Annotated in this window: 21 protein-coding genes, 1 tRNA gene and 1 pseudogene; 6 read left to right on the top strand and 17 right to left on the bottom strand. The window is 65.8% G+C overall.

All coding sequences use genetic code 11. The features are described 5' to 3' along the window. Positions 1-2: 2 nt before the first annotated feature. The 3 genes from rpsP to COW1_RS16845 all read right to left on the bottom strand — a co-directional run bounded on the left by rpsP (position 3) and on the right by COW1_RS16845 (position 3,404). Entirely contained in the window at positions 3-254 is a 252-nt protein-coding gene (rpsP, locus tag COW1_RS16855; protein WP_096366894.1) for a 30S ribosomal protein S16, read from the bottom strand. A gap of 855 nt (positions 255-1,109) precedes the next feature. After that, a complete protein-coding gene (gene ffh / locus COW1_RS16850) occupies positions 1,110-2,465 on the bottom strand; it encodes a signal recognition particle protein (protein ID WP_201344943.1) in 1,356 nt (451 codons plus the stop codon). Positions 2,466-2,639: 174 nt separating this feature from the next. After that, positions 2,640-3,404, bottom strand: coding sequence for an MBL fold metallo-hydrolase (locus COW1_RS16845; protein WP_201344941.1), 765 nt, complete (start codon positions 3,402-3,404; stop codon positions 2,640-2,642). A 487-nt stretch (positions 3,405-3,891) separates the two neighbouring features. Here COW1_RS16845 and COW1_RS16840 point away from each other — a divergent pair, with 487 nt between their 5' ends. The 4 genes and pseudogenes from COW1_RS16840 (at position 3,892) to COW1_RS17300 (ending at position 7,240) form a co-directional block, all read left to right on the top strand. Beyond that, positions 3,892-4,701 (top strand): inner membrane protein YpjD, encoded by an 810-nt coding sequence (locus COW1_RS16840; RefSeq protein ID WP_201344939.1) that lies wholly within the window; start codon positions 3,892-3,894, stop codon positions 4,699-4,701. Between the two features lie 59 nt (positions 4,702-4,760). Beyond that, complete coding sequence (locus tag COW1_RS16835) at positions 4,761-6,038, top strand: HlyC/CorC family transporter (RefSeq protein WP_201344937.1); 1,278 nt, start codon at positions 4,761-4,763, stop codon at positions 6,036-6,038. Positions 6,039-6,253: 215 nt separating this feature from the next. Next, positions 6,254-6,514: pseudogene (locus COW1_RS17305) on the top strand (FHA domain-containing protein); the annotation flags it as partial. A gap of 378 nt (positions 6,515-6,892) precedes the next feature. Continuing rightward, positions 6,893-7,240, top strand: a complete 348-nt coding sequence (locus COW1_RS17300; RefSeq protein WP_369801271.1) for a PilZ domain-containing protein — start codon at positions 6,893-6,895, stop codon at positions 7,238-7,240. 252 nt (positions 7,241-7,492) lie between these two features. Here COW1_RS17300 and radA read toward each other — a convergent pair whose 3' ends face one another. Then, the gene (gene radA, locus COW1_RS16825; RefSeq protein ID WP_201344933.1) at positions 7,493-8,854 is read right to left on the bottom strand and encodes a DNA repair protein RadA; all 1,362 of its coding nucleotides are present in this window, start codon (positions 8,852-8,854) and stop codon (positions 7,493-7,495) included. A gap of 523 nt (positions 8,855-9,377) precedes the next feature. On the opposite strand from radA, the gene COW1_RS16820 reads away from it, so the two are divergent. Then, the gene (locus tag COW1_RS16820) at positions 9,378-11,603 is read left to right on the top strand and encodes a CHASE2 domain-containing protein (RefSeq protein WP_242466457.1); all 2,226 of its coding nucleotides are present in this window, start codon (positions 9,378-9,380) and stop codon (positions 11,601-11,603) included. A gap of 27 nt (positions 11,604-11,630) precedes the next feature. Here COW1_RS16820 and COW1_RS16815 read toward each other — a convergent pair whose 3' ends face one another. From COW1_RS16815 to rnr, 12 genes are all read right to left on the bottom strand, one after another. After that, on the bottom strand, positions 11,631-13,409 hold the full coding sequence (locus COW1_RS16815; RefSeq protein ID WP_201344929.1) for a FecR domain-containing protein: 1,779 nt from the start codon (positions 13,407-13,409) through the stop codon (positions 11,631-11,633). Between the two features lie 12 nt (positions 13,410-13,421). After that, positions 13,422-14,744: a tetratricopeptide repeat protein gene (locus tag COW1_RS16810; protein ID WP_201344927.1), complete on the bottom strand. Its 1,323-nt coding sequence runs from the start codon at positions 14,742-14,744 to the stop codon at positions 13,422-13,424. A gap of 198 nt (positions 14,745-14,942) precedes the next feature. Further along, a complete protein-coding gene (gene alr, locus COW1_RS16805) occupies positions 14,943-16,016 on the bottom strand; it encodes an alanine racemase (RefSeq protein WP_201344925.1) in 1,074 nt (357 codons plus the stop codon). Continuing rightward, on the bottom strand, positions 16,013-17,410 hold the full coding sequence (dnaB, locus tag COW1_RS16800) for a replicative DNA helicase (protein ID WP_201344923.1): 1,398 nt from the start codon (positions 17,408-17,410) through the stop codon (positions 16,013-16,015). Before dnaB ends, alr begins: the two co-directional genes overlap by 4 nt. A 135-nt stretch (positions 17,411-17,545) precedes the next feature. Beyond that, a complete protein-coding gene (gene rplI / locus COW1_RS16795) occupies positions 17,546-17,992 on the bottom strand; it encodes a 50S ribosomal protein L9 (protein WP_096366905.1) in 447 nt (148 codons plus the stop codon). Positions 17,993-18,026: 34 nt separating this feature from the next. After that, positions 18,027-18,938, bottom strand: coding sequence for a DUF2232 domain-containing protein (locus COW1_RS16790; RefSeq protein WP_096366906.1), 912 nt, complete (start codon positions 18,936-18,938; stop codon positions 18,027-18,029). A 55-nt stretch (positions 18,939-18,993) separates the two neighbouring features. Then, positions 18,994-19,218 carry a 30S ribosomal protein S18 gene (rpsR, locus tag COW1_RS16785; RefSeq protein WP_201344921.1) on the bottom strand — a complete coding sequence of 75 codons (225 nt, stop codon included), beginning with the start codon at positions 19,216-19,218 and terminating at the stop codon, positions 18,994-18,996. Positions 19,219-19,233: 15 nt separating this feature from the next. Beyond that, positions 19,234-19,560, bottom strand: coding sequence for a primosomal replication protein N (priB, locus tag COW1_RS16780; protein ID WP_201344919.1), 327 nt, complete (start codon positions 19,558-19,560; stop codon positions 19,234-19,236). Between the two features lie 22 nt (positions 19,561-19,582). Beyond that, positions 19,583-19,963, bottom strand: coding sequence for a 30S ribosomal protein S6 (rpsF, locus tag COW1_RS16775; RefSeq protein WP_201344917.1), 381 nt, complete (start codon positions 19,961-19,963; stop codon positions 19,583-19,585). 114 nt (positions 19,964-20,077) lie between these two features. Beyond that, entirely contained in the window at positions 20,078-20,833 is a 756-nt protein-coding gene (gene rlmB / locus COW1_RS16770; protein ID WP_201344915.1) for a 23S rRNA (guanosine(2251)-2'-O)-methyltransferase RlmB, read from the bottom strand. A gap of 333 nt (positions 20,834-21,166) precedes the next feature. Next, on the bottom strand, positions 21,167-21,862 hold the full coding sequence (locus COW1_RS16765; RefSeq protein WP_242466456.1) for an OmpA family protein: 696 nt from the start codon (positions 21,860-21,862) through the stop codon (positions 21,167-21,169). Continuing rightward, positions 21,859-24,180 carry a ribonuclease R gene (gene rnr / locus COW1_RS16760; RefSeq protein ID WP_201344913.1) on the bottom strand — a complete coding sequence of 774 codons (2,322 nt, stop codon included), beginning with the start codon at positions 24,178-24,180 and terminating at the stop codon, positions 21,859-21,861. The genes COW1_RS16765 and rnr overlap by 4 nt, the downstream gene beginning before the upstream one ends. A gap of 92 nt (positions 24,181-24,272) precedes the next feature. Here rnr and COW1_RS16755 point away from each other — a divergent pair. Next, positions 24,273-24,359 (top strand) — tRNA-Leu (locus COW1_RS16755). Positions 24,360-24,463: 104 nt separating this feature from the next. Here the strand turns inward: COW1_RS16755 and COW1_RS16750 are convergent. Beyond that, entirely contained in the window at positions 24,464-25,483 is a 1,020-nt protein-coding gene (locus COW1_RS16750; protein ID WP_201344911.1) for an MBL fold metallo-hydrolase, read from the bottom strand. Positions 25,484-25,511 lie beyond the last annotated feature (28 nt).

Genomic DNA, 25,511 nt, shown 5'->3' with positions numbered 1-25,511 from the left:
ATTCAGGCCGCGCTGGCGCGGTCCTGCTCGATCAGTTTGGCCACGCGCTCGGAGGCCTTGGCGCCCTTGGACAGCCAGTAGCCGATACGCTCCTGGTCCATCTGCAGCTTGACATCCTGACCGCTGGCGATCGGGTTGAAGAAGCCCACCCGCTCGATGTAGCGACCGTCACGGCGATTGCGGTTGTCCGTCACCACGATGTGGTAGAAGGGACGCTTTTTGGCGCCGCCGCGCGCCAGTCGTATCGTGACCATGTATATCCTGACCTCTGTGACTTCGTGCTTGCGCTGGATTTCGATTCAGCCAAAGGTGCGCCCTCCGGCGGCACCCAGATTCGGTAAACGGCGCATTCTACGCAATTTCCAGCAAATGTGAAGCCCGCCGACCGACGCCGGGGGCGCGGGACCCGACAACAGGCCCGCCTGCGAGGGCGTTGTCGGTAGATTTTACGGAATTATGGCCCTGTCGCCCGATCCCGCCCGCGCACCCCAGATGTGCTGCGTGGCGTCGAAATAACTTACATTACGAAAAACAAATATTAATTATTTCTTATATTTAAGTTTAGCCCTTGTTTTTGAATTCGTTTTTGCACTGAATACCGGACATGCGGGGTGGGATTCACTGTCGACATTTTTTGCAATTTGCAATCCGATTTCTGCCAGAGACTGACTGTTTCACTCTAACTGACTGATGTTCAATATGAAACAAAAACTGGCACAGGCATTGCTCTGTCATTGGGGCACAAAACAACAACAATCCAGTCGGTGGAGTCGAGCTTTACAACAAACAAGAAATGGAGGAGTTGCCCGGATAACAAAATAAACGGGTTTCAGCGGCAGCCTGACGACAGCGAGCAAATATAAAAACATCTGTTGAAAGTCTGCTACGCGACAGCGCGACATTGGCGGCGGCACCGGAAACGGTCCGCCGTTTTTCTTTTTTCAGTAAGAAGTGAGAAGTGAGGCAGCTTTTCTGCAGGCCCGCATTTTACCTCGGCCCTCTTCCCGACAAAGGCCGGATCCACACCCCCTTGCGGTCACTGGATCCCGGCCTTCGCCGGGATGACGGGGAATGCGCAGGATGACAGAGAGCAATATTGCTCCCCACTCCTAAAACGGCAATCCCTGCGGCAGCTTGCCCTTCATGCCCCGCAGCATCTTCGCCATGCCGCCCTTGGACATCTTCTTCATCATCTTCTGCATCTGGGTGAACTGCTTGAGCAGCTTGTTCACGTCCTGCACCTGGGTGCCGGAGCCGTTGGCGATGCGGCGCTTGCGCGAGCCCTTGATGGCGTCCGGGCGCCGGCGCTCCTGCGGGGTCATGGAATTGATGATGGCCACCATGCGCACCAGTTCGCGGTCGTCCATCTGCCCCTGCACCCCCTTGGGCAGATCCCCCATGGGCAGTTTGTCCATCAGCCCGGCCAGACCGCCCATGCTCATCATCTGCTGCAGCTGGTCGCGGAAGTCCGCCAGATCGAAGCCCTTGCCCTTCTTGAGCTTGGTGGCAAGCTGCTCGACCTTCTCGCGGTCGACCTTCTGCTCGGCCTCTTCCACCAGGCTGAGCACGTCGCCCATGCCCAGGATGCGCGAGGCCACCCGCTCGGGGTGAAAGGGTTCGAGCGCGGTGGTCTTCTCGCCCACGCCCAGGAACTTGATCGGCTTGCCGGTGATGTGGCGGATGGACAGCGCCGCACCGCCGCGGGCATCGCCGTCGGTCTTGGTGAGCACGACGCCGGTCAGCGGCAGGGCATCATGGAAGGCCCTGGCGGTGTTGGCCGCGTCCTGGCCGGTCATGCTGTCGACCACGAACAGGGTCTCGACCGGGTTGACCGCCTCATGCAGGCGCCGGATCTCCTCCATCATGTCGGCGTCGATGTGCAGCCGGCCGGCGGTATCGATGATGACCACGTCGATGAACTGCCTGCGGGCCTGATCGATGGCGCCGGTGGCGATATCCACCGGGTCCTGGTCGGTACTGCTGGGGAAGAACTGCGCACCGACCTCGCCGGCAACGGTCTCCAGCTGCTTGATGGCCGCCGGACGATAGATGTCGCAACTCACCACCAGTACGGATTTCTTCTGCTTCTCGCTCAACCAGCGCGCCAGCTTGCCGGTGCTGGTGGTCTTGCCCGAGCCCTGCAGTCCGGCCATCAGGATCACGGCCGGCGGCTGCACATTGAGGTTCAGGCCTTCGTTGGCCTCACCCATGGTGGCGACCAGTTCCTGATGCACCACCTTGACCAGGGCCTGGCCGGGCGTGAGGCTCTTGAGCACTTCCTGACCGACGGCGCGCTCGCGCACCCGGTCGATCAAGGCCTTGACCACGGGCAGGGCCACGTCGGCCTCCAGCAGGGCCATGCGCACCTCGCGCAGGGTGTCCTTGATGTTGTCCTCGGTCAGGCGGCCCTGGCCGCGCAGCCGTTTCAGGGTCTGGCCGAGACGATCGGAGAGATTTTCAAACATAGACGTGCAATCCATCCTCGGCGCCATGCGCCGCCGGTCATACCAGGGAACCTCTGTTCAATCCGTCATACCGGCGCAGGCCGGGATCCAGTCGGTTTCAGAATACATGGATACCGGCCTGCGCCGGTATGACGAAAAGGAGATTCGGAGGTTCTGAAAAGAATACAGGGGGAATTATAGCTGGATCAGCTGGCCGCCGGCCAGACGCCGGAAATCCAGTTGCGGCAGCCGGCGCCGGAGTTGGGCCAGAATGCGATCCTCGGCCCCGGGCTTGAGGTGGGTGATGAAGACCCGGGTGGCGTGCTCGAGCTTGGCCAGATCCGCAATCAGGGTGCGGGGGCAATAGTGGAAGGCCTTGCCCGCGAGCTCCTCGTCCTCGTCGGCGAAGGCGCATTCCACCACCAGCGCATCAAGCCGGACCTGGCGGTTGAGTACCGGCCACAGGGTGTCGTTGGTGGTGGTATCACCGCTGAAGGCGAACGTCCGTCCGCCCTTCTGAATGCAGTAGGCCACGCCGGGCACGACATGGTTGACCTCGATCATCTCGATACGACGACCGCCGAGTTCGACGCTTTCGCCCGGATGCATCTCCTCGAAGCGGATCACCGGCCGGCCGGCCGTGGGCAGGACGGAGAAATCGGGCCAGATCACCCAGTTGAAGATATGCTCGCGCAGCGCCCTCAGCGTGGGCGGCGCGGCATGCACCACCACCGGCTCGGTGATATCGCCGAAGATGGAATCCACCATCAGCGGGATGCCGGCCAGATGATCCAGATGCGAATGGGTGAGGAAGATATGGCGGATGGCCTTCATTTCCTCCAGCGACAGGTTGCCCAGGCCGGTGCCGGCATCGATGAGGATGTCGTCATCGACCTGGAAGCAGGTCGTGCGCAGTTCGCCGCCGATGCCGCCGCTGCAGCCCAGCGTTCGAATCTGCATTGTGTCCAGTCCGACTGCCTGTTCCATGTCCGTATCCTGTCGACACTCTGCGCCCATCGGTCCCGGTCTGGCTGTCGAAGGTTTCACATTTCGCCCTTTGTCATCCGCATTGCATCGCCAGCTGCCCGCCCGGACCCTTATTGCAGTCCGCCGGGGTTGGCTTTATCCTGCCTGCTGGCATTCGTCGGAATAGCTTCCGGAAATCCGCTGTTTAGGGCCTGTTAACACTAATCCAATCGTCTCTGTTGAGCCTGAAAAAGCGCCAATCAAGGCGCGAGGAGCGCAGTTTGGTGATTCCAAATAAGCGACGAGCAACGACGAGTGGCGCTTTTTCAGGCCCAACCCGCAGGGCTGGGGCTGATTTTCCGTCCAGCGGCGTTATCATTCGCTCATGTAGCGTCACTACACTTCAGCTCATTCTGCCTTGCTGGACGAAAAATCAGCCCCAGCAGAGGCGATTGGATTAGTGTTAACAGGCCCTAGCCCCATGCATACGCACCTCATCGGCATCCTGGCCATACTTCTTTACCTCGCCTCCAGCAGCCTGCTGGTCGCGCGCATGGTGCGCGGCCTGGAGCCGGGTGCCGGCGGTCGTAACAGTGTGATCGGACTCGGATTTGCCGGCGTGGTGCTGCATGCTGTGGTGCTCTGGCCGGCCCTGGTCACGGCCTCGGGGCTGAACCTGGGCTTCTTCAATGCCGCCTCCCTGATCGCCCTGCTCAGCGCCGCCCTGCTGCTGCTGGCCTCGCTGTACCGGCCGCTGGAAAATCTCGGCGTACTGCTGCTGCCGGTGGCGGCGCTCACCATCGCCCTGATGTTCGCCTACTCGACCGAGCACATCATTCTCGACCAGTCCAGCTGGCAGCTGGACCTGCACGTGCTGATCTCGGTCATCGCCTACAGCGTGCTGGGCCTGGCCGCGCTGCAGGCGCTGCTGCTGGCGGTACAGGAACACCAGCTGCGCCATCACCGGCTGGGCGGCATCCTGCAGGTGCTGCCACCGCTGCGCGGCATGGACCTGATCCTGATGCAGCTGATCGGGGTGGGCTTCGCCCTGCTCACCCTGGCACTGGTCACCGGGGTCCTGTTCCTGGAGGACATCTTCGCCCAGCATCTGGTGCACAAGACAGTGCTGTCGATCATCGCCTGGGCCGTGTTCGGGGTACTGTTGTGGGGGCACTGGCGTTTCGGCTGGCGCGGCCGCACCGCGATTCGCTGGACCCTGGGCGGTTTCATCTTCCTCATGCTGTCCTATTTCGGCACCAAGCTGGTGCTGGAGATCCTTCTCCGGGCCTGACAGGCTCCACGCCTTAACCTACAATTTCATCCTTATAAGAATCCGGAGCAACCGATCCCTTGGCTGATATTCCCCTTAGCGTCCTGCTGGGAGTCCTGTTTTTCCTGATCATCCTCTCGGCCTTCTTTTCCGGCTCGGAAACGGGCCTGATGACGCTGAACCGCTATCGGCTGCGCCACCTGGCGCGCGGCGGCAATGCCGGGGCCAGACGCGCCCAGAAGCTGCTGGAGCGTCCCGACCGCCTGATCGGCCTGATCCTGCTGGGCAACAACTTCGTCAACATCCTGGCCTCGGCCCTGGCCACGGTGATCGCCCTGCGGCTGCTGGGCGAGGCCGGAATCATGGTGGCCACCGCACTGCTGACCGTCGTGATCCTGCTGTTCGCCGAGGTCACGCCCAAGACCCTGGCGGCCCTGCGACCGGAACGCATCGCCTTTCCCGCCGCCTTCGTCTACGGGCCGCTGCTGCGCCTGTTCTACCCGCTGGTCTGGGTGATCAATGTCATCGCCAACAGCATTCTGCGCCTGTTCGGGGTCTCGCCCGAACAGGCCGGTGACACGGCCCTGTCCAGCGAGGAACTGCGTACCGTGGTGCTGGAGGCCGGCGCCATGATCCCCAAGCGCCACCAGAAGATGCTGCTCAACCTGCTCGACCTGGAAAAGATCACGGTCGAGGACATCATGGTGCCGCGCAACGAGATCGACGGCGTGGACCTGACCGAGAGCCTGGAGGAGATCGAGGACTTCCTCTCCCACACCCAGTACACCCGGCTGCCGGTCTACGAGGAATCCATCGATCACGTGGTCGGCATCCTGCACATGCGCAATGTCACGCCGCTGCTGCGCGCCGGTGAACTCAGCCACGAGAGCATCCGCCGCATTGCCCGCGACCCCTACTTCATCCCCGAGGGCACGCCGCTGAACCGGCAGCTGCTGAACTTCCAGCGCGAGGGCCGGCGCACCGGCCTGGTGGTGGACGAGTACGGCGACATCCTGGGCCTGGCCACGCTCGAGGATATCCTGGAGGAGATCGTCGGCGAGTTCACCACCGATCCCTATTCACTCTACAAGGACATCACCCCGCAGGACGACGGCAGCTTTCTGGTCGACGCCACCGCCGCGGTGCGCGAACTGAACCGGGCCCTGAAGATGGAACTGCCGACCAGCGGCCCGAAGACGCTCAACGGCCTGATCCTGGAACACATGGAGGACATCCCCGAGCCGGGCACCAGCCTGCTGCTCGCGGACTATCCGGTGGAGATCGTCCAGACCAAGGACAATGCGGTGAAGACGGTGCGGGTGTTTCCGAAGCGGCGTAAGCCGCAGGCCCGACACTGACCCGCGCCGGCCCCACGCCCCATCCCCCAGCCCTGCCTTGCCGTCCCGGGCGCCAGGGCCTGTCAACAGGCCCTAAATAAACGGACCAACGGCGCCGATACTCTGACAAGTGGCATGGAGGCGGACGCCCCGTTCTGCCATGCTCGAATCGAAAATGCCTGCCAGGCACGTGATTCCCATTGGAATTTTCATCCGTCCGGGTGGCGGGGAGAGACATGGCCAAACTGACACTGACATTCAAAGAGCGGGTACTGAGGATATTCCCCCTGCTGGGGGAGAACCTGTGCATCGGCCGCGACCCCCAGTGTCAGATCCATATCGACAGCCTGGCCGTGGAGCCGCAGCACGCCGATCTCCGGCTCGATGCCGCAGGTATCCATCTCACACCGCGTCCCGAGGCCGTTGTCCAGGTCAACGGCACGGCCATCGAGGCCGCGCACACCCTCGCCGAGGGCGACCGCATCCAGATCGGCAAGCACCTGCTCACCTACAGCAGCGAGGGCGGCACGGAACAGACCAACGTCACCCCCATCACCCGCCACCGAAGCACCGGCTGGATGCAGATCATGAGCGGCAGCCATTTCGGCCGCACCATCCGCCTCGACCGCGCCCTGACCCGGGTGGGCAAGCAGGGCGAACATGTCGCCATGATCGCCCGCCGCGACAGGGGCTATTACCTGTCCCACCTGGAGGGCGACACCGCGCCGCGCGTGAACGGCGAGGACATCGGTGACAGTTCGCGCGAACTGCACGAGGGCGATCGGCTGCAGATCGGCCGGCTGGAACTGCAGTTCTTTCTCGATCAGCCGCAGACCGCCGCCGCATCCGCCGCCGCGGGTTCCGAACCCGAACCGGTGCAGCGGCGCCGCTTCACCCGCATCCCCTTCGATGCCGATGCCCGCCTGTCCGCCGGCGATCGGCAGTGGCCGGTGGAATTGCTCGACATCTCGCTGAAGGGCGCGCTGATCGCCCGGCCCGATGACTGGGATGGCCGCACCGAAGGGCCGTTCCGGCTGGAGCTCCGGCTGGGCGAGGACGCGGTCATTGCCATGGATGTCAGCGTCGCCCATCAGGAGGAGGACCGACTGGGTCTGCGCTGCGAGGATATCGACCTGGACAGCATCACCCACCTGCGCCGGCTGGTGGAGCTCAACCTCGGCAACCCCGATCTGCTCGAACGCGAACTGGCCAGCCTGGGTTAGGCGGTTCGATATAAAAAACCTTCAACGCAGAGGCGCGAAGGCGCAGGGGACGCAGAGAAGATCCAATGTATTTGTAGGTTGGGTTAGGTGCATAGCACCGTAACCCAACATGACGCGCACCGTCGGGTTACGCTACGCTAAACCGACCTACATACTGCACATCACGCAGAGACTCCAATAACAGAAGTGCATTCATTATCTATTCTTTGCGTACTCTGCGTCTTGGCGCCTCTGCGTTGAGGTCTTCAGCCATCAAATCTGATCAAACAGATCCGCCAGCCGCTTCAGCGGTACCGTCTCCAGGCCTTCCACCTTCACCTGCTTGAGGTTGGCCGCCGGCACCAGCGCCTTTCTGAAGCCGTGCTTGGCCGCCTCGCGCAGCCGCTCCACGCCATTCGGCACCGGGCGGATCTCGCCGGCCAGGCCGACCTCGCCGAACACGATCCAGTCCGCCGGCAGCGGCCGGTCGCGGAAGCTCGACAGGGCGGCAACCAGCACCGCCAGGTCGGCTGCTGTCTCGCTGACCCGCACCCCGCCGACCACGTTCACGAACACGTCCTGATCGGCCACCGCGATGCCGCCGTGGCGGTGCAGTACGGCCAACAGCATAGACAGCCGGTTCTGCTCCAGGCCCAGGGTGACCCGGCGCGGGTTGGACAGGTGGCTGTCGGCCACCAGCGCCTGCACCTCCACCAGCAGCGGTCGGGTACCCTCGCGGGTGACCATCACCACGCTGCCCGGCACCGGCTCGTCGTGACGCGACAGAAAGATCGCCGAGGGATTGCTCACCGCCTTCAGTCCCTTCTCGGTCATGGCGAAGACGCCGATCTCGTTGACCGCGCCGAAGCGGTTCTTCATCGCCCGCACCACCCGGTAACGCCCGCCGGCATCGCCCTCGAAATAGAGCACGGTGTCGACCATGTGCTCCAGCACCCGCGGCCCGGCCAGGGTGCCCTCCTTGGTCACATGCCCAACCAGGAACAGGGCGGTGCCGCTGGCCTTGGCGTAGCGCACCAGCTGGGCCGCGCTCTCGCGCACCTGCGCCACCGACCCGGGCGCGGACTGCAGCACCGCGGTGTAGAGGGTCTGGATGGAATCGATGACCAGCACCCGCGGCTGCTCGCGCCGGGCGATCTCGATGATGCGCTCCACCGCGGTCTCGGCCAGCAGCCGGGTGTGCTCGCTGGCCAGGCCCAGGCGGCGCGCGCGCAGGGCGACCTGCTCGGGCGACTCCTCGCCGGTGACATAGAGCGCGGGCAGGCGTGTGCCCAGATCGGTCAGGGTCTGCAGCAGCAGGGTCGATTTGCCGATGCCGGGGTCGCCGCCCAGCAGCACCACCGAGCCCCCCACCAGGCCGCCGCCGAGCACCCGGTCGAGTTCCTCGCTGCCGGTGGGGATGCGCTCGGCCGACTCGGGCTGGACATCGGCCAGGTCGCGCACCCGGGTCTCGGCCGCCCCGGCATAGCCGGCGAAGCGCGGGGCGGCCGGCGCGGCCGCCATGGCGACGACCTCCACCAGGGTGTTCCACTCGCCGCACTCGGGGCACTGGCCGGCCCACTTGGGCGACTGCGCCCCGCAGGCGCTGCAACTGTAGGCGGTCTTGCCTTTCGACACGGTGAATCCTCGTCCAGTCCGGGCAGAGACTGGAAGTCTACGGACTGGTTCGGGGATGGGGAAGAGGCACTGTATCGCCGCCCGTCCCGCCAGATGACAGGCGGCGGCAATGGCAGGAATCAGGGCGGGGTCAGACCAGCGGCCCCAGATCCATGCCCGCCAGCAACAGCACGGCCACCAGGACCAGCAGGCCGACGATGTTCTCGAGCTGGGTAGGCTGTGTCTTCATGGCGGTCGCTCCTGCATGGGGACAGGAAGACAGGAGCAACATGCATGCCTTGAAATAAAATATATTTAAAACAATAAATTGAGATTAACCTGCCCGGGATGCTGTAAAATCCGGTGACGAGCAACGCGCGGCGGTCGCGAGCGGACGGCAGGAAATCCCACGCCCGATCAGACGGGTGGACTGCAGACGCGAATGATTGGTATTTCGCAGAAGCTGTCAAAGCTGCCGACGTCTTTACAGTCACCCCCGGCGTCGGACCGCCCGGGCCTTGCGTTTGGAGAGGGAAGCACCCGTTTGCCTGCCGCCCTGCACAGATCACCCCGTGTCGCCGCCATCCTGGCCGGCCTGCTGCTGGCCCTGATCGGCACCTGGGTGGAAACCACCGGACGGGAACCGGTCAGTACACTGCGCGAGCGGCTCGAGTATCTGAGCTATGACCTGCGGCTCAACCTGGGCCTGCCGGCCGCGCCGGCCGCCAATGACACCATCCTGATCCTGGACATCGACGAACAGAGTCTGCAACAGGAAGGCCGCTGGCCCTGGCCGCGACAGCGACTGGCGCAGGTGGTCGACAGCCTGCGCGATGCCGGCGCGGCCGTGGTTGCCTTCGATCTGGTCATGTCCGAGCCGGAACGCAGCGAGGTCGACACCCTGAAGGCCCTGATCGCGCAGCAGGCCGACCCCGCTGCCGGCCGCTATGAGGCGCTGCTGGCGCTGGCGCGCGCCCGGGACGGCGATCGGCGGCTGGCCCGTGCCCTGACCGGCATGGATACCGTGCTCGGCTATGTCCTGCATACGGCGCGGGCGGACAGCAGCGGCATCCTGCCGGCACCGGCGCCGCTGGCCGGTGAGACGGACGCGCTGTTCGCGGTTCCCGAGCTTCCCACCCACACCGCCAACCTGCCGCTGCTGCAGCAGGCAGCCGGGCATGGCGGCTTCATTACTGTTATGCCTGACGCCGACGGCGTGATCCGGCGCGTCCCCCTGCTGGTCCGGCATCAGGGGGAGTTGTACCCCTCGCTGGCACTGGAGACCGCCCGGGTCTATCTGTTCGCCCGGCAGATCGGCATCGACACCGCGGAGGTCGGCAACGGTCAGGTGGTGGAATACCTGTCACTGGCCCGCGACCAGCGCATTCATACCGACGCCGGCGCCCAGGTGCTGGTGCCCTACACCGGCCCCGCGGGCAGTTTCGACCACCTGTCCGCCGCGGACCTGCTGGCGGGCGACTTCGATCCGGCCCGGGTCGAGAACCGGATCGTGCTGGTCGGCGCCACCGCGCTGGCCCTGGCCGACGTCAAGCCCACACCGGTGCAGAACGTCTATCCCGGGGTGGAGATCCATGCCAGCATCATCGCCGGGCTGCTGGCAGGGGACTTCCCCTACCAGCCGGACTGGGCCAGCGGGGCCAATGTGTTCATCATCATCGGCGTGGGTTCGCTGCTGGCGCTGCTGTTGCCCTTTCTCGGGCCGGTGTGGATCCTGCTCCTCTCCGCCCTGGTCCTGTCGGGCTTCATCGCCGGCAACTTCTGGCTGTGGACCGAGCACCGACTGGCGCTGGCCACCACCACGCCGACGCTGGCCATCGCGGCCATCATGCTGTTCAACCTGAGCTACGGCTTTCTCGGCGAGGCCCGCCGCCGGCGCCAACTCAAGGGCATGTTCGGCCAGTATGTCCCGCCGCAGCTGGTCGAGGAGATGAGCCGCAATCCGGGGCAGTATCACGCCGAGGGCGAGAGCCGCGAGATGAGTGTGCTGTTCGCCGACATCCGCAACTTCACCACCATCTCGGAAAGCCTCGGCGCCGGCGAGTTGAAGGATCTGCTCAACCGCTTCTTCACGCCCATGACCGAGACCATCTTTCATCACCGCGGCACCATCGACAAATATGTCGGCGACATGATCATGGCCTTCTGGGGTGCACCGCTGCATGATGCCCGGCACGCCGGCCATGCCATCGAGGGCGCGCTCGGGATGCTCGCCGCGGCCGATCGGCTGCGGGAACAGTTTCTGGCCGAGGGCCTGCCGGAGATCAATATCGGCATCGGCATCAACAGCGGCGTGATGAACGTCGGTGACATGGGCTCGCAATACCGCCGTGCCTATACGGTGCTGGGCGATGCCGTGAATCTCGCCTCACGGCTGGAAGGCGTGACCAAGTACTACGGCGTGCGGCTGGTGGTCGGGGAACGCACCCGGGAACTGGCGCCGGGTTTCGTCTACCGCACCCTGGACCGGGTACGGGTCAAGGGCAAGCGGCAGGGGGTGACCGTGTATGAACCGCTGTGTGCGCAGACGGAACTGACGCCCGCGATGAGTGACTGGCTGCAGCGTCACGACGCCACGCTGGCGGCCTTCTGGAACCAGGACTGGGACGCGGCCGACCGCGGCTTTCGCGAGCTGGCCGCCGAGCGGCCCGGCGACAGGCTCTACAAGCTCTATCTGGAACGCATCGATCAGCTGCGCCGGCGTGAGTTGCCGCCGGACTGGGACGGGGTGTTCGAACGCCGGGAAAAATAGCCTGCAGCCGGAGGCTCTTCCCCGACCCTAGTCCACCAGCAGGATGCCCTCGGCATGGATGCCGGGATCACCCTGGGCCTCAAGCAGGAAACCGCCGCCCAGCACTTCGCCGTTGTTGCCGGTAAAGCCCGTAACGACCTCGCCGAGGACACCGTAGTTCGACGGGCTGACGGTCACGCTGCTGGTCGGCTCTATCTCCAGATCCGCAAACGAACCCTTGATCTGGCCGGCGAGATCGATATTCCAGTACTCGGCGCCATTGCCGATCTGCAGATTGCCATTGCTCACGGCGCCGGTATCGAAGTTCACATCCAGCGTGAAGGTCACATCGGCCGCAGTGATCTGGCCGCCGCTGCCGCCGCCCTGCACCGCGATCACATTGTTGTAGCTGACCACACCGCTACGCGCATCCAGTACCGCCGGGTCCGTCGGCTGCAGGGTCGCCCAGAAGAAGGGCTTGTTGCTGGTGCGAATGACATCGGGATCAGTGGCATCGGTCTGGATGATCACCGGATCCGGATTGCCGTTCCACACCCCCCAGTACACCGTATGGTTGCTGTCGACGGTATGGCTGCCGAGCGCATCCAGTGCCGCGCCGCCACGGCGGAACACTTCCTTTATCGGGGCATCGGCATACTCGGGTTCGAACGGCGCATACCCGTTCTCCGTGAACACCGGCGAGCCGGCAGGGTCGGCGATCGCACGCCCGCCGCGCATCCCCTGCGTGGCGCTGTTCGCCTCCAGGATGAGGCCGAGGTGGCTGCCGCTGTAGAGTTGCTGCCATTCCGTATCCGACAGCCGCGCGTCCTGAGTGGTGATGTCACTGACGGTATCCACCGGCTCGGAGACGGTAAAGGTCGTATCCAGCGTGGTGTCGGTGGTGGTGCCGCTGAGCGTGGTGTCCGTGGTCGTATCCAGTGAGGTTTCAGCGTCCAGGGTATCCGCCTCCGACACAGGAGCCACCAGGGTGTCATCGCCGGAGTCCGCGGTCGCACTGTCGCCCTCGCTCCCGGTCCCCGTTGTGGTCGCTGTCGACTCCGAGGTCTGCCTGTCCTCATCCGCAGTTCCGCTGTCAGTCGCTGTCGCATCAGTGTCCGCGGCGGTCTGATCCTCGCCCTCGCCCCCATCTTCTTCGCCGGCGGGATCGTCACTGCCACCGGGGGCAAACTCATCCACCGGGGCTTTCAGTCCGGGCGGCGGCTGCAGCTGTCCCCGCGGCGGACGGTCGGCACTGGCGATGGTGGCGAAACTGTAATTGGCACCCTGACCCAGATTCAGCGCCCCGCCTTCATTGCGTAGCGTGACGCCGCCCTGCCAGACGGCAACCGCCAGGCCTGCGCCCACCACGGCTTCATAATGGGTACCGCGCACGCCGATGGTCGCCACCGGGGTATCGACCCGATAGCTGTCCGGGTCCTGCTTGCCGACGGCGCCGGTGATGGTGCGCAAGCCGCCCTTGATCAGGGTGGAGATGCTCTCGTCGCCCTCCCCGCCCCCGGCCTCGTAGCGGTAGCGGTCGACCCGGAACTCGGTGTCCGGCCTGAGCGCGACCAGGGCGCCGTCACTGAAGCGCAGCTGGGCCGTGGCATCGGTGCCGGTCATCAGCGTTTCCCCGGCATAGAAGGGGGAACGACGGCGCAGGTCGCGCGCCTCGCCCGCGGCTGAGATGGCCTGCACCTCACCCCGGGCGATGATCACATGGCCGGCCGCTGCCGGGGCGGCCTGCACGCTCGTCAGCCCGCACAGCAGACACAGACCGAGCAGCAGCCCCGGAAGGGCAAGGGTTGAACGCGCGATCGCTTGCATGTCACACCTCGATCAATCGAACCGCCAGGTCACGCCCGCAAAGGCCTGCCTGCGGGTGTACTGGTACAGCGAGATATTGGAATCGTTGCGGGTATAGGCCAGCTCGATCCGCCACAGCCAGGCATCGGCGGGTGTCCAGGCCCAGCCCAGGCGGGCCTCGGCGAACTCGTCCTCGCGGGTCCGGGCGAAGACCGGATCCCTCGCGTCGTGTTCGCTCCACTGCGCCGCCAGCGAGAAATAGGGGCTGTGATGCGGGGTGAGCGTCCACTGGCCGCCCAGGCGCAGGCCCAGATACTGCTTGCCGTTGTGTTCGCCGACGGTATCGTGGGTGGCCTCGTCGCCGACATAGGCACTGGCCGAGAGTTGCACATCCGGATCGGGGAAGCGATGGCTCCAGCCGGCGCCGCCCAGCGCCAGCCGGGCGTTGCGCGCCGCGTTATCCGGGTAACGCAGGCTGCCGTACTGGCCGAACAGCTGCAGCTGGTCCCGCCGTCCCAGGTCACGCGTCCAGTCGAAACCGACGCTGCCGAGGCGGCGGTACTTGCTGTTGTCCAGATACAGGAATTGATAGTTCAGGGGCAGCCGCAGCCGGCCGCCGGCAACGGCGAGCATGGGGCCGGCATTGAGCGTCACCGAGCGCAGATCGTAGGCCTGGGTCTCGATGTTCTCCCGGTCCTTGTAGGTAAGGTCGGCGAACAGGGCATGCCGCCGGGTCAGCGGATGCACCACCGCCAGGCCGGCATTCTTCTCCACGAATTCGTCACTGCGGTCGAGGCTGGCCCCATTGAGCGTGAAGGTGCCCAGCGCCGGAATCTCGAGGGTGTCATCCGAGGTGGCGCTGTTGACGTTGCTGTCCGTGCCTGCCCGCAACTCCAGATAGCCGGTGACCCGCGTCGACAGGCTCGCCTGGCGGCGCTCGATGGCATCCAGAAAGGTATGTACGTTATCACGCACCCGCTGCGGTGGATTGATGGCCAGCACCCGCTCGAACTCGGCGCTGGCGAGGTTGAGGTTGCCCGCGAGATAATGGGCCCGGGCCAGTTCCACCCGGGCCCGGTGATTGCCCGGCTCCAGTGCCACCACCCGCTCGAAGGCGAACACGGCGTGTTCGGGATGCCCGGACCGGACCGCTGCCAGGCCGTAGAGCATGTCGAACGCCGGCTCGCCCGCCCGCTCGGGGGCAAGCATCCGGGCCTGTTCCCAGGCGGCCGTGGTGTCGCCGTCGCGCAGCAGGCGGGCGATATCCTCCGATCCGGCCGCTGCGGCCGGCAGACACAACAGCAGGCAATTCACCAGCAGACACAGGCCGCGACAGCGGCGGAAAGCGATTTCCAAGATCCCGACTCCGGCTGATTCTTAATGATGACGCTCAGTCACGGATTTGACGTTTCGGCGTCTGCCGGAAGGAAATGCAAGGGATGTGCCGGAGTCAGGGGTCAGCCTGTAGGATGGGTGAAGCGCAGCGTAACCCATCGCCATGCCCCGGCCGGGTGATGGGTTACGGCCCTGCGCGCCTTCACCCATCCTACTTGCTCACTCATACAGCAAGGGCACCCGCGCGGTCACGGCGCAGACCAGTTCATAGGGGATGGTCCCGGCCGCGCGGGCGATATGCTCGACCGGCAGCCCCTCGCCCCACAGGCTGACCCGGCTGCCCACCCGGGCCTCGGGCAGGCCGCGCAGATCGAGGGTGATCATGTCCATGGAGACGCGCCCGACGAGCTGCGCCGGCCGACCGTCGACCAGCACCGGGGTACCGGCCGGGGCATGGCGCGGATAGCCGTCGCCGTAACCGATGGCGGCCACCCCCACCGGCATGGCCTCGGGGCAGACCCAGGCCCCGCCGTAGCCGACGGCATCGCCGGCGGCGCAGTCGCGGATGGCGATGAGTTCGGTCTCCAGGGTCATGGCGGGGCGCAGACCGTGATCAGCGGCCAGACTGTCAACGAAGGGCGAGATGCCGTAGAGCATAAGGCCGGGCCGGACCCAGCCGGCATGCGTCTGCGGCCAGCCCAGCAGGGCGGCGGAATTGGCCAGGCTGTGTTCACCCTCCAGTCCCCCGGCCAGCGCGTCGAAGCGTTCGAGTTGCCGGCGGGTGGCGGGATCCGCACGGTCATCCGCGCAGGCGAAATGGGTCATCAGGCCGGCCAGCTCCACCCCCTCCAGTGCCTGCAACCGCTGCAGCACGGACGGCAGTTCGCCGGGCGCGAAGCCCAGCCGGTGCATGCCGGTATCGAGCTTGACCCAGACCCGCAGCGGCGCCGCGGGCGCGGCCGCAGCCAGTGCCTCGACCTGATGCGCGGCATGCAGCACCAGACTCAGGCGATGCCGGATGACCTCATCCAGTTCGGCGCCATGAAAGAAGCCCTCTAACAGGACAATGGGTTTTTTAATGCCGGCCTGGCGCAGGAGAAGCGCCTCTTCCACCCCGGCCACGCCGAAGGCATCGGCGGCCTCCAGGGCTTGAGCCACCGGCACCAGGCCATGACCGTAGGCATTGGCCTTGACCACGGCCAGGATACGGCTGTGCGGGGCGGTGCGGCGGGCAAGTTCCAGATTGGACCGCAGCGCGTCGAGCACGACGCGCGCACGGACGGGACGGGTCATGCAAAGTCCTCGACGCCGTAATCGTCCATGGTGAAATTCTCGAACCGGGTGTACTGGCCGAGGAAGGTCAGACGGCGGGTGCCGATGGGACCGTTACGCTGCTTGCCGACGATGATCTCGGCGGTGCCCTTGTCCGGGCTGTCCTCGTTGTAGACCTCGTCGCGGTAGATGAACACGATCATGTCCGCGTCCTGCTCGATGGCGCCCGACTCGCGCAGGTCCGACATCACCGGGCGCTTGTTGGGACGCTGCTCCAGGCTGCGGTTGAGCTGCGACAGAGTCACCACCGGCACGTGCAGTTCCTTGGCCAGGGCCTTGAGCGAGCGCGAGATCTCCGAGATCTCGGCGGCGCGGTTGTCGGATCGGCTGGAGGACTGCATCAACTGCAGGTAGTCGATCACGATCAGGCCCAGGTCGTGCTCGCGCTTCAGGCGCCGGGCCCGGGCCCGCAGGTCGTTGGGGCTGAGCGCCGGGGTGTCGTCGATGAACAGGGGCGCGTCGGCCAGGATGCTCACCGCCGAGGTCAGCCGCGGCCAGTCCTCGTCCTCGAGCTTGCCGGTGCGCACCTTGTGCTGGTCGATGCGCCCGAGCGAGGACATCATGCGCATGGCCAGCTGTTCGCCCGGCATCTCCATGCTGAACACCGCGACCGGCGTCTTGTTCTTGATCGCGGCGTGCTCGACGATGTTCATGGCGAAGGTGGTCTTGCCCATGGAGGGGCGGCCGGCCACGATGACCAGGTCCGAGGGCTGCAGCCCGGCGGTCATCTCGTCGAAGTCGTTGAAGCCGGTGGGCACGCCGGTGATGGGATTGTCGAGCTGGAACAGGTAGTCGATGCGGTCGACCGTCTTCGTGAGCAGATCCTTGATGGCGGTGAAACCGGTGCGGCCGCGCTTGCCCTGCTCGGCGATGGTGAACACCTTCTGCTCGGCGTGATCGAGCAGTTCCTGAGCATTGCGCCCTTCCGGAAAGTAGGCGCTGTTGGCCACATCGGTGCCGACCTGCACCAGCTGGCGCAGGATAGAGTGCTCGCGCACGATGTCGGCATAGGCGGTGATATTGGCCGCGTTGGGGGTGTTGCGGGCCAGTTCGCCCAGATACCCCATGCCGCCGGCCTCCTCGAGCAGATCGGCATTTTCCAGCCACTCGCCCAGGGTGACCACGTCCAGCGGCTTGCCGTGCTCGGCCAGTTCGGCGATGGCACGGAAGATCAGGCGATGGTCGCGGCGGTAGAAATCATCCTCGGCCACCCGGTCGGCGATCCGGTCCCAGGCCTCGTTGTCCAGCATCAGGCCGCCCAGCACCGACTGCTCGGCGGGTATGGAGTGCGGCGGGACCTTCAGCGCTTCGGTCTGTGATGCCAGGGCATCGGCCGTGGAAAGGGTATCGGGCATGAGTGTGATTATACCTGCGGGCGGCGTATCCGGGATTGCCTGCCAGCATACAAAGCCCCCCGGCCACGGACAAGCGGCCGCGGCCGGGGGTTGGCATGAGGTGCAACAGCCCTGATGGATATCAGGGGGTTGGCCTTACTCGGCGACGATCACCAGCTTGATGGTGGCTTCCACGTCGGCGTGCAGGCGCAGCTGGACCTCGTATTCGCCGAGTTGACGGAAGGCGCCCTCAGGCAGCAGCACTTCCTGACGCTCGACCTCGTGACCGGCCGCCTGCAGGCCCTCGGCGATGTCGGAGGTGCCGACCGAGCCGAACATCTTGCCCTCGTCGCCGGCCTTGGCGGTCAGGGTCAGCTCATAGCCCTCCAGTTTCTCCGCCCGGGTCTGGGCGGCAGCCAGGGCCTCGGCGGCCTGGCGCTCCAGCTCGGCCCGGCGCTGCTCGAACTTCTCGATGTTCTCGGGGGTGGCCGGGGTGGCCTTGCCCTGCGGGATCAGATAATTGCGGCCATAGCCGGGCTTGACCCTGACCTGGTCGCCCAGGGCGCCCAGATTGGCCACCTTTTCCAGAAGAATCACTTCCATGACACACCTCACGCTGTGATCGTTGCCGCCGCCCTCATGCCGGGGGTGCGGCGACGCGTTGACGAAAATCGAACCAGTTGTCCGCCAGCCCGGTCAGGGCCAGCACCAGGCCGCTGTAAGGCTGGACAAACAGCAACAGTACATAGATGGCCACCAGCCAGCCGCGGGCCAGCCCCCGCCGGTTGACGATGCCGTGGGCCACGGCAATGCCCTGCAACAGGCAGCCTGCGGCCAGAATCCAGACCAGCTGGGCGGCCAGCCCGCCCAGAGCGCCTTCGGTGGCGATGCCGATCAGCAGCAGCGCCACGCTCAGCAGCGCGGTCGCGGTGCCCAGCCGGAATTCCCGGAACTCCCGGCCGAAGCCGCCCGGATTGTACAACTGCGACTGCCAGGCCCGCGCCAGGGCCAAACTCAGGGTGATGCCGACAATCAGGGCGGTGGCCACCAGGGCCGGCATCCAGCCCGCCACCTGGACCAGCATGGCCTCCAGGTCCTGGCCGCCGCCGGCCTGCATCCGTTCCACCACCGGCCGCAGCTGCGCCTCCCACCACTGGCCGGGATCCCCCAGCCACAGGTACTGCAGCAGCACGAAGGCCGCGCCCAGGCCCAGGATCGCCTGCACGGTGCGCTGCCAGGACACCGTCACCCGCAGCACCAAGGCCACCAGCCACAGCGGCAGCCACTGGATCAGGCCGGTCAGGACCAGTACGGTCGGCGTATCCCCCAGGGCCAGGCCCAGCAGGCTCATGCCGACCAGGCCGCCGGCGAGCACGATGCCGCCCTCCCCGGCCCCGCGGCGCAGGGTCACCAGACCCAGCGCGCCGCCGCCGACATAGGCCAGCGGCGAGGTCAGCGGCGGCAGCAGCAGGGCGGCGAAGGAGCTCACCACCAGCACCGCGATCGCGGCCAGACGGCCGCGCATGACATAGTTGGCCAGTGCCCGCATTCAGCCCCCGGCGGTCCGGGATGCCCGGGCGGCCGCGCCTGCGCCGCCCAAGGCCTCAGTGCGAGTCGCTGTAGGGCAGCAGGGCCAGGTAGCGCGCGCGCTTGATGGCGGTGGCCAGCTGGCGCTGATACTTGGCGCTGGTGCCCGTGATCCGGCTGGGAACGATCTTGCCGGTCTCGGTGATGTAGTTCTTCAGGGTGCCGAGATCCTTGTAGTCGATCTCCTTCACGCCCTCGGCGGTGAAGCGGCAGAATTTCCTGCGACGAAAAAAGCGTGCCATCTGTTGTCTTCCTCTTCAGTCTGCGGGCTCTGCGAGCCCCGCGTATTCGATCTGTTGTGCGTGTATGACCAGGCGCTGGTCCCCGCTGCGCGAATCGGCGCGGCTGAGAAAGCCGCTGACCCGGACCCGGTCGTCCCGCTGCAGCCGCCCGGCCTGCGCAGCCAGTTCGGCGCCGGCGGCGACCACCGCGATGCGGAACCGGCTCTGCCGGCGCAGGCCGGCCTGGGTCTGTTCCGACTGGTGGTCGAGGACGAAGTGCGCGATGGGGATGCCGGCCGGCGACTGACGCAGCTGCGCGGCCCGGCTCACCCGGCCGTCGATCCGGACCTGATTGCGCTCCAAGCGCGCCCCCGCGTACGCCCGCTCAGGCGGCGTCTTCGCTGTCCTGGGACCCGCTCCTGGACTCGCCCTCGTCGCTGTCCTTGTCGTCCTTGCGCGCCAGCGGCGAGGCCTCGGTCACGGCCTCGTCCCGGGCAATGACCAGGCTGCGCAGCACGGCGTCGTTGAAACGGAAGGCGCTGTTGAGTTCGTCCAGCACGTCCTGGCCGCACTCGACGTTCATCAGCACGTAGTGGGCCTTGTGGAGTTTCTGGATGGGATAGGCCAGCTGCCGGCGGCCCCAGTCTTCGAGCCGGTGGATACTGCCGCCGCCGTTCTCGATCGTCGCACGGTAGCGGTCGACCATGGCATTGACCTGCTCGCTCTGGTCCGGATGGACCAGAAACACGATTTCATAGTGTCGCATTGTAAACCCCTTGTGGATTCAGCAGCCGCCCGGCCATTCCGGTGCGGCAAGGGAGTTCCGGCCCGCCACAGCGGTCCGAAAGGCGGTGTATTCTACGTGCAGGCTGCTGCCGATTCAATCCCTTAGGGCTGCCAGCCGTTGCCGACGGGTCTCGAACAGCACCACCCCGGTGGCCACCGAGACATTCAGGCTCGCGACCGTGCCCCCCATGGGGATGCGCACCAGGACGTCGCAATGGTCGCGGGTCAGGCGCCGCAGACCTTTGCCCTCGGCCCCGAGCACCCAGGCCACGCGTCCCTCAAGTGACTGTTCGTACAGGCTCTGATCGGCTTCCCCGGCGGCGCCGTAGAGCCAGAAGCCGGCCGCCTTGAGCCGCTCGAGGACGCGCGCCAGGTTGGTCACGGTGAATACCGGCAGGGTCTCCGCCGCCCCCGAGGCCACCTTGCGCGCCACCGGGGTGAGACCGGCGGACTTGTCGCGCGGCAGCACCACGGCGTCGGCACCGGCGGCATCCGCCGTGCGCAGACAGGCCCCCAGGTTGTGCGGGTCCTGCACCCCGTCCAGCACCAGCAGCAGGGCCTGCGGCCCCAGCGCTTCGATCAGATTCTGCAGTCCGGATTCATCGCCGGGCGGCAGCGGCAGCACCTCGGCCACCACGCCCTGGTGGCGCGCCTCCGGGGCCAGTCGCTCCAGGGTCGCGCGCGGCACGCGCTGGGGCTTGACGCCCGCCCGCTCGGCCGCGGCCGCCAGGCCCTGCAGACGGGCATCGTCACGTCCCTCCTGCAGCCACAGCTGGCGCAGGCGCTCGGGAGAACGGCGGAGCCACGCCTCGACCGCGTGGATGCCATAGATATGTTCGGATTTAGCCATGGCTGAAGACTAATCTCCAGACTGCGTGACAATAACGCAGAGGCCGCAGAGACGCAGAGAAGTTCATTTCAGTCATGCAAGACTCACAGTATTACCTGATATATTTCCCGTCATTCCGGCGAATGCCGGAATCCAGAAACCGCCGTGGCCATCAGATTCCGGCCTGCGTCGGAATGAGCCCACAGGGGCGCGGCCTTCAACAATTTATAACAGCTTTGTAATTTAGAAACTTTGCGTCTCTGCGTCTCTGCGCACTCTGCGTTTATCTCGCCGCCGTGAATAAAAAACGCCGCCCGTCGAGACGACGCGCGGCGCGGCTGTACCCGTAACAGCTTACTGCCAGCTGGCCGGCCCGGCCGGGGCCTCGTAGGCCTCGCGCTCCTGGCCTTCCACGATCGGCTTGACGTAGAGCTCGACGCGACGGTTGAGCTGACGTCCGGCGGCGGTGTCGTTGGTGGCGCGCGGCTCGCGCTCGCCGCGGCCCTCGGCACGCAGGCGTTCACGCATGACCCCGCGCGAGGCGAAGTACTCGGCCACGTTGCGGGCCCGGCGCTCGGACAGACGCTGGTTGTATTCCTCGGCACCGACGCTGTCGGTGTGGCCGACCACATGCACCACGGTGCGCTCGTAGCGCTGCAGGATATCGGCGACCTTGTCCAGGGTGGGCCGGAAGCTGGGCTTGAGCTCGGCGCTGTCGAAATCGAAGGAGACCTCGCTGGCGATGTCGATCTTGAGACTCTCGTCCTCCAGACGCTGGATCTCGATCTCGTGCTGGCGCTGCTCCTCGGCCAGGGCGCGCTCGAATTCCTGCTGCTGCTTGTCCATGTAGTTGCCGACCACGCCGCCGGCGACCGCGCCGGCCACGCCGCCGATGACCGCGCCCTTTTCGTCATTGATCTGATGACCGAGCACGGCGCCGGCGATGGCGCCGATGGCCGCACCGGTCTTGGCCCGGCGGTTGGGATCATCGGCGGCGCAACCCGCCGTCAGAGCGGCAGCCACGGCCAGCGGAAGGAATTTCTTCATCATGATGTTGACCTCTTCTTGTTGCGCTGCGAGGAATGCCCCCCGCGTTTCCTGCCACCCCGGCGGCGTTTGCGTTTCTTCTCCGCGGGTGCAGCAGGGGCCTCGGGAGCGGCCTCGGCCAGTTCGAAATCTATCTTACGCTCGTCCAGATCCACCCGCACCACCTTGACCCGGATGGCATCGCCCAGACGATAGATCTTGTGGGTGCGCTCGCCGATCAGACGGTGGCCGTGGGCCTCGAAATGATAGTAGTCGTTCTTCAGGGCGGTGATGTGGACCAGGCCCTCGACGAAGATATCGCGCAGTTCCACGAAAATCCCGAACGAGGTCACACTGCTGATGATGCCGTCGTAGACCTCGCCCACCTTGTCCATCATGAATTCGCACTTGAGCCAGTCCTCGGCGTCACGGGTGGCCTCGTCGGCGCGGCGCTCGGTCATGGAGCACTGCTCGCCGAACTTCTGCATGTCGGTGTGCGAATAGCTGAAGGCCTGGGCCTTCTTGCGCTTGCTGTTGCGCAGCACATGACGGATGGCGCGATGCACCAGCAGATCCGGATAACGCCGGATCGGCGAGGTGAAGTGCGCGTACTGATCCAGCGCCAGGCCGAAGTGGCCGGCGTTGTCGGGGGTATAGACCGCCTGCGACATGGAACGCAGCAGCACCGTCTGGATCAGGTGCGCATCCGGCCGGTCCTGGATGCTTTCCAGCAGCCGGGCATAGTCCTGGGCCTGCGGCTTGTCGCCGCCCCTGAGCTTGAGCCCGAGCTCACCCAGGAAGGTATGCAGATCCTCGATCTTTTCACTCTTGGGGCCATCGTGCACCCGGTAGAGAGCGGGCATCTTGTGGCGCGACAGGAAGCGGGCCGCGGCCACGTTGGCCGAGATCATGCATTCCTCGATCAGCTTGTGGGCGTCGTTGCGTTCCACCGGCACGATGCGGTCGATCTTGCGCTCGTCGCCGAACACGATCCGGGTCTCGGTGGTGTCGAAATCGATCGCACCGCGCTTGAGCCGGGCCTTGCGCAGCACCTGATAGAGCCGGTGCAGTTCCTCCACGTGCGGCACCACATGCGCATGACGCTTGCGCGTGGCCGGGTCGCGCTCGAGCAGCATGGCGGCGACCTCGTCATAGGTCAGGCGCGCATGCGAGCGCATCAGCCCCTCGAAGAAACGCGAACGCAGCAGCTTGCCTTCCTGGTTGATGTACATGTCGGCGACCATGCACAGGCGGTCCACGCCGGGATTGATCGAACACAGGCCGTTGGACAGCACCTCGGGCAGCATCGGGATGACGCGCTCGGGGAAGTACACCGAGTTGCCGCGATTGATCGCCTCCTGATCCAGCGCGGTGCCGGGCTGGACATAGTGGGCCACGTCGGCGATGGCCACCAGCAGCCGCCAGCCCTTGGGCTTGGCTTCGCAGTAGACGGCATCATCGAAATCGCGCGAATCCGCGCCGTCGATGGTCACCAGCGGCAGTTCGCGCAAGTCCTCGCGGCCGCGTTTGGCCGCCGGCGTGACCTTCGCGCCCAGGCCGGAGATTTCCTCTTCCACCGCCTCGGGCCATTCGCAGGGCAGCTCGTAGCTGCGCGCGGCGACGTCGATCTCCATGCCCGGCGCCATGTGATCGCCCAGCACCTCGACGATGCGCCCGATCGGGGGATTGCGCAGGGTGGGCTGTTCCAGGATGTCGGCGACGACGATCTGGCCCGGCTGCGCCTCGCCGACCTCTTCGCCGGGAATGACCAGATTGTGGACGATGCGCTTGTTGTCCGGGACCACGAAGGCGGCGCCGGCCTCGCGGAAGAAACGCCCCACTACCCGATGGGTGTTGCGTTCCAGCACCTCCACCACCGCGCCTTCGCGCCGGCCGCGGCGATCCTCGCCGACCACGCGGGCGACCAGCCGGTCGCCGTGAAAGACCCGGCGCATCTCGCGCGCCGAGAGAAACAGGTCATTGCCGCCCTCATCGGGAATCAGGAAACCGAAGCCGTCGGGATGGGCCGTGACCCGCCCGCGCACCAGGTCCTGCTTGCCGACCGGCACATAACCGCCGCGGCGGTTGCGCAGCAGTGAGCCGTCGCGTTCCATCGCCTTGAGCCGGCGGCGGACCGCCTCGCGGTCGTCCTCCTCCTCCATGCCGAGCCGGTCGGCCAGTTCCTGCCAGGCGGTCGGCACCCCCAGATCCTTGATGCACTGCAGCAGGAATTCGCGGCTGGGGACGGGGTGGCCGTACTTGGCCTTCTCCCGGGCATAGTTCGGGTCCTGACGCCGCCAGTCGATCCGGCCGGCGGTTTTCTTTCTGCGTTTTTGAGTCATAACTCCTCGTATCTCGAAGCCCGCGCGATCGCATTGACAAGGCTGCGTCCGGCGGGTAAAGTGCGCGGCTTCTGAGCGGGCTCGCCCGCTCTGCCGAGGTGGCGGAATTGGTAGACGCGCTAGCTTCAGGTGCTAGTGGGGGTAACCCCGTGGAGGTTCAAGTCCTCTCCTCGGCACCAAATCACCGCACCATAGCAGACGGCTATGGCAAGCACAAGTAATTGTTCCAAAAGTATTTTTAACTGACGGGGCGGTACGCATCAGCGTACCGCCCCGTTGCTTTTCACTCACCGCCGAGCGCGGCCGCCTCCATCTCCAGGAAGATACGATAGGCATTGCCGCGATTGCTGGCATCGAAGGCCGGCAGGTGCTCGTAATCTGACCAGTCGGTCTGCGCATAGGCCTCGTCGAAGGACATGAAGTCCTGCACTGCCTCGCGCATCGCCTCACGCACATAGCGGATGTAGTCACGGGTGGCGCGTACCGCCTGCTCCGGATTGGCGGAGGCATCGCCGTGGCCGGGAATGATGAAGCGCGGCGACGGCTCCAGCAGGGTGAGGTATTCCAGCCCCTCCAGCCAGCGCTGGCTGTCGGTCTGCGGACTGTCCAGGAACGGCACCCGGCCCTGGTAGATGACATCGCCGCTGAACAGCACGCCGTAGTCCTCCACCAGCATGATGCTGTCACCCGGCGCATGGCTCGGGCCCAGGTGCCGGACCAGGAACTCCACGCCGCCGACCTCGAAGCGCAGTTCCTTCTCGAAGGTGTGGTCGGGCGCGACGATATGGGTGTTCTCGTCCACCCAGGGGAACAGGGCCTCGCGCCGCTGAGCCAGGCGCCGTTCGGCGTCCTCGCCCTGGCTGGCGCTGGAGCCTCCGACATACCCCAGGGCCAGTTGCTGCGCCCATACCGGCGGGTCGCCGGCATGCTCCTCGAAGGCCTGCAGGCCGTAGATATGATCGGCGTGATAATGACTGACGATGACGCGCTCGATCGGCTGGTCGGTCACCTCGCGGATACGCTGCAGCATGCGGTAGCCCAGCGCCGGCGTGCCGAGGGCGTCGAAGACGACCACGCCGGCATCGGTGACCACGAACCCGGCATTGGAGGTATGTCCCTCGTTCTCCGCGCCCGGCACCCCCGACAGCCCGACCAGGTAATAGACCGGCGCATCCGGCACCTGGTGCAGTTCCAGCGGCAGGCTGACCTCGCCGTAGGGAGTCGCCACCGGTCCGGCGGCGCTCAACAGGGCGGCCTGAGTCAGGCCCAGGCCCAGCAGCAGAGTACGCAGCAGGTGGATCATGATCTGTCTCTCTCCTTCAGGCCGTCTC

The sequence above is a fragment of the Thiohalobacter sp. COW1 genome (assembly GCF_016629505.1).
Lineage (GTDB): Bacteria > Pseudomonadota > Gammaproteobacteria > Thiohalobacterales > Thiohalobacteraceae > Thiohalobacter > Thiohalobacter thiocyanaticus_A.
Note: the sequence above shows the minus strand (reverse complement) of the source record. Positions and strands in the feature narration are given on the sequence as shown.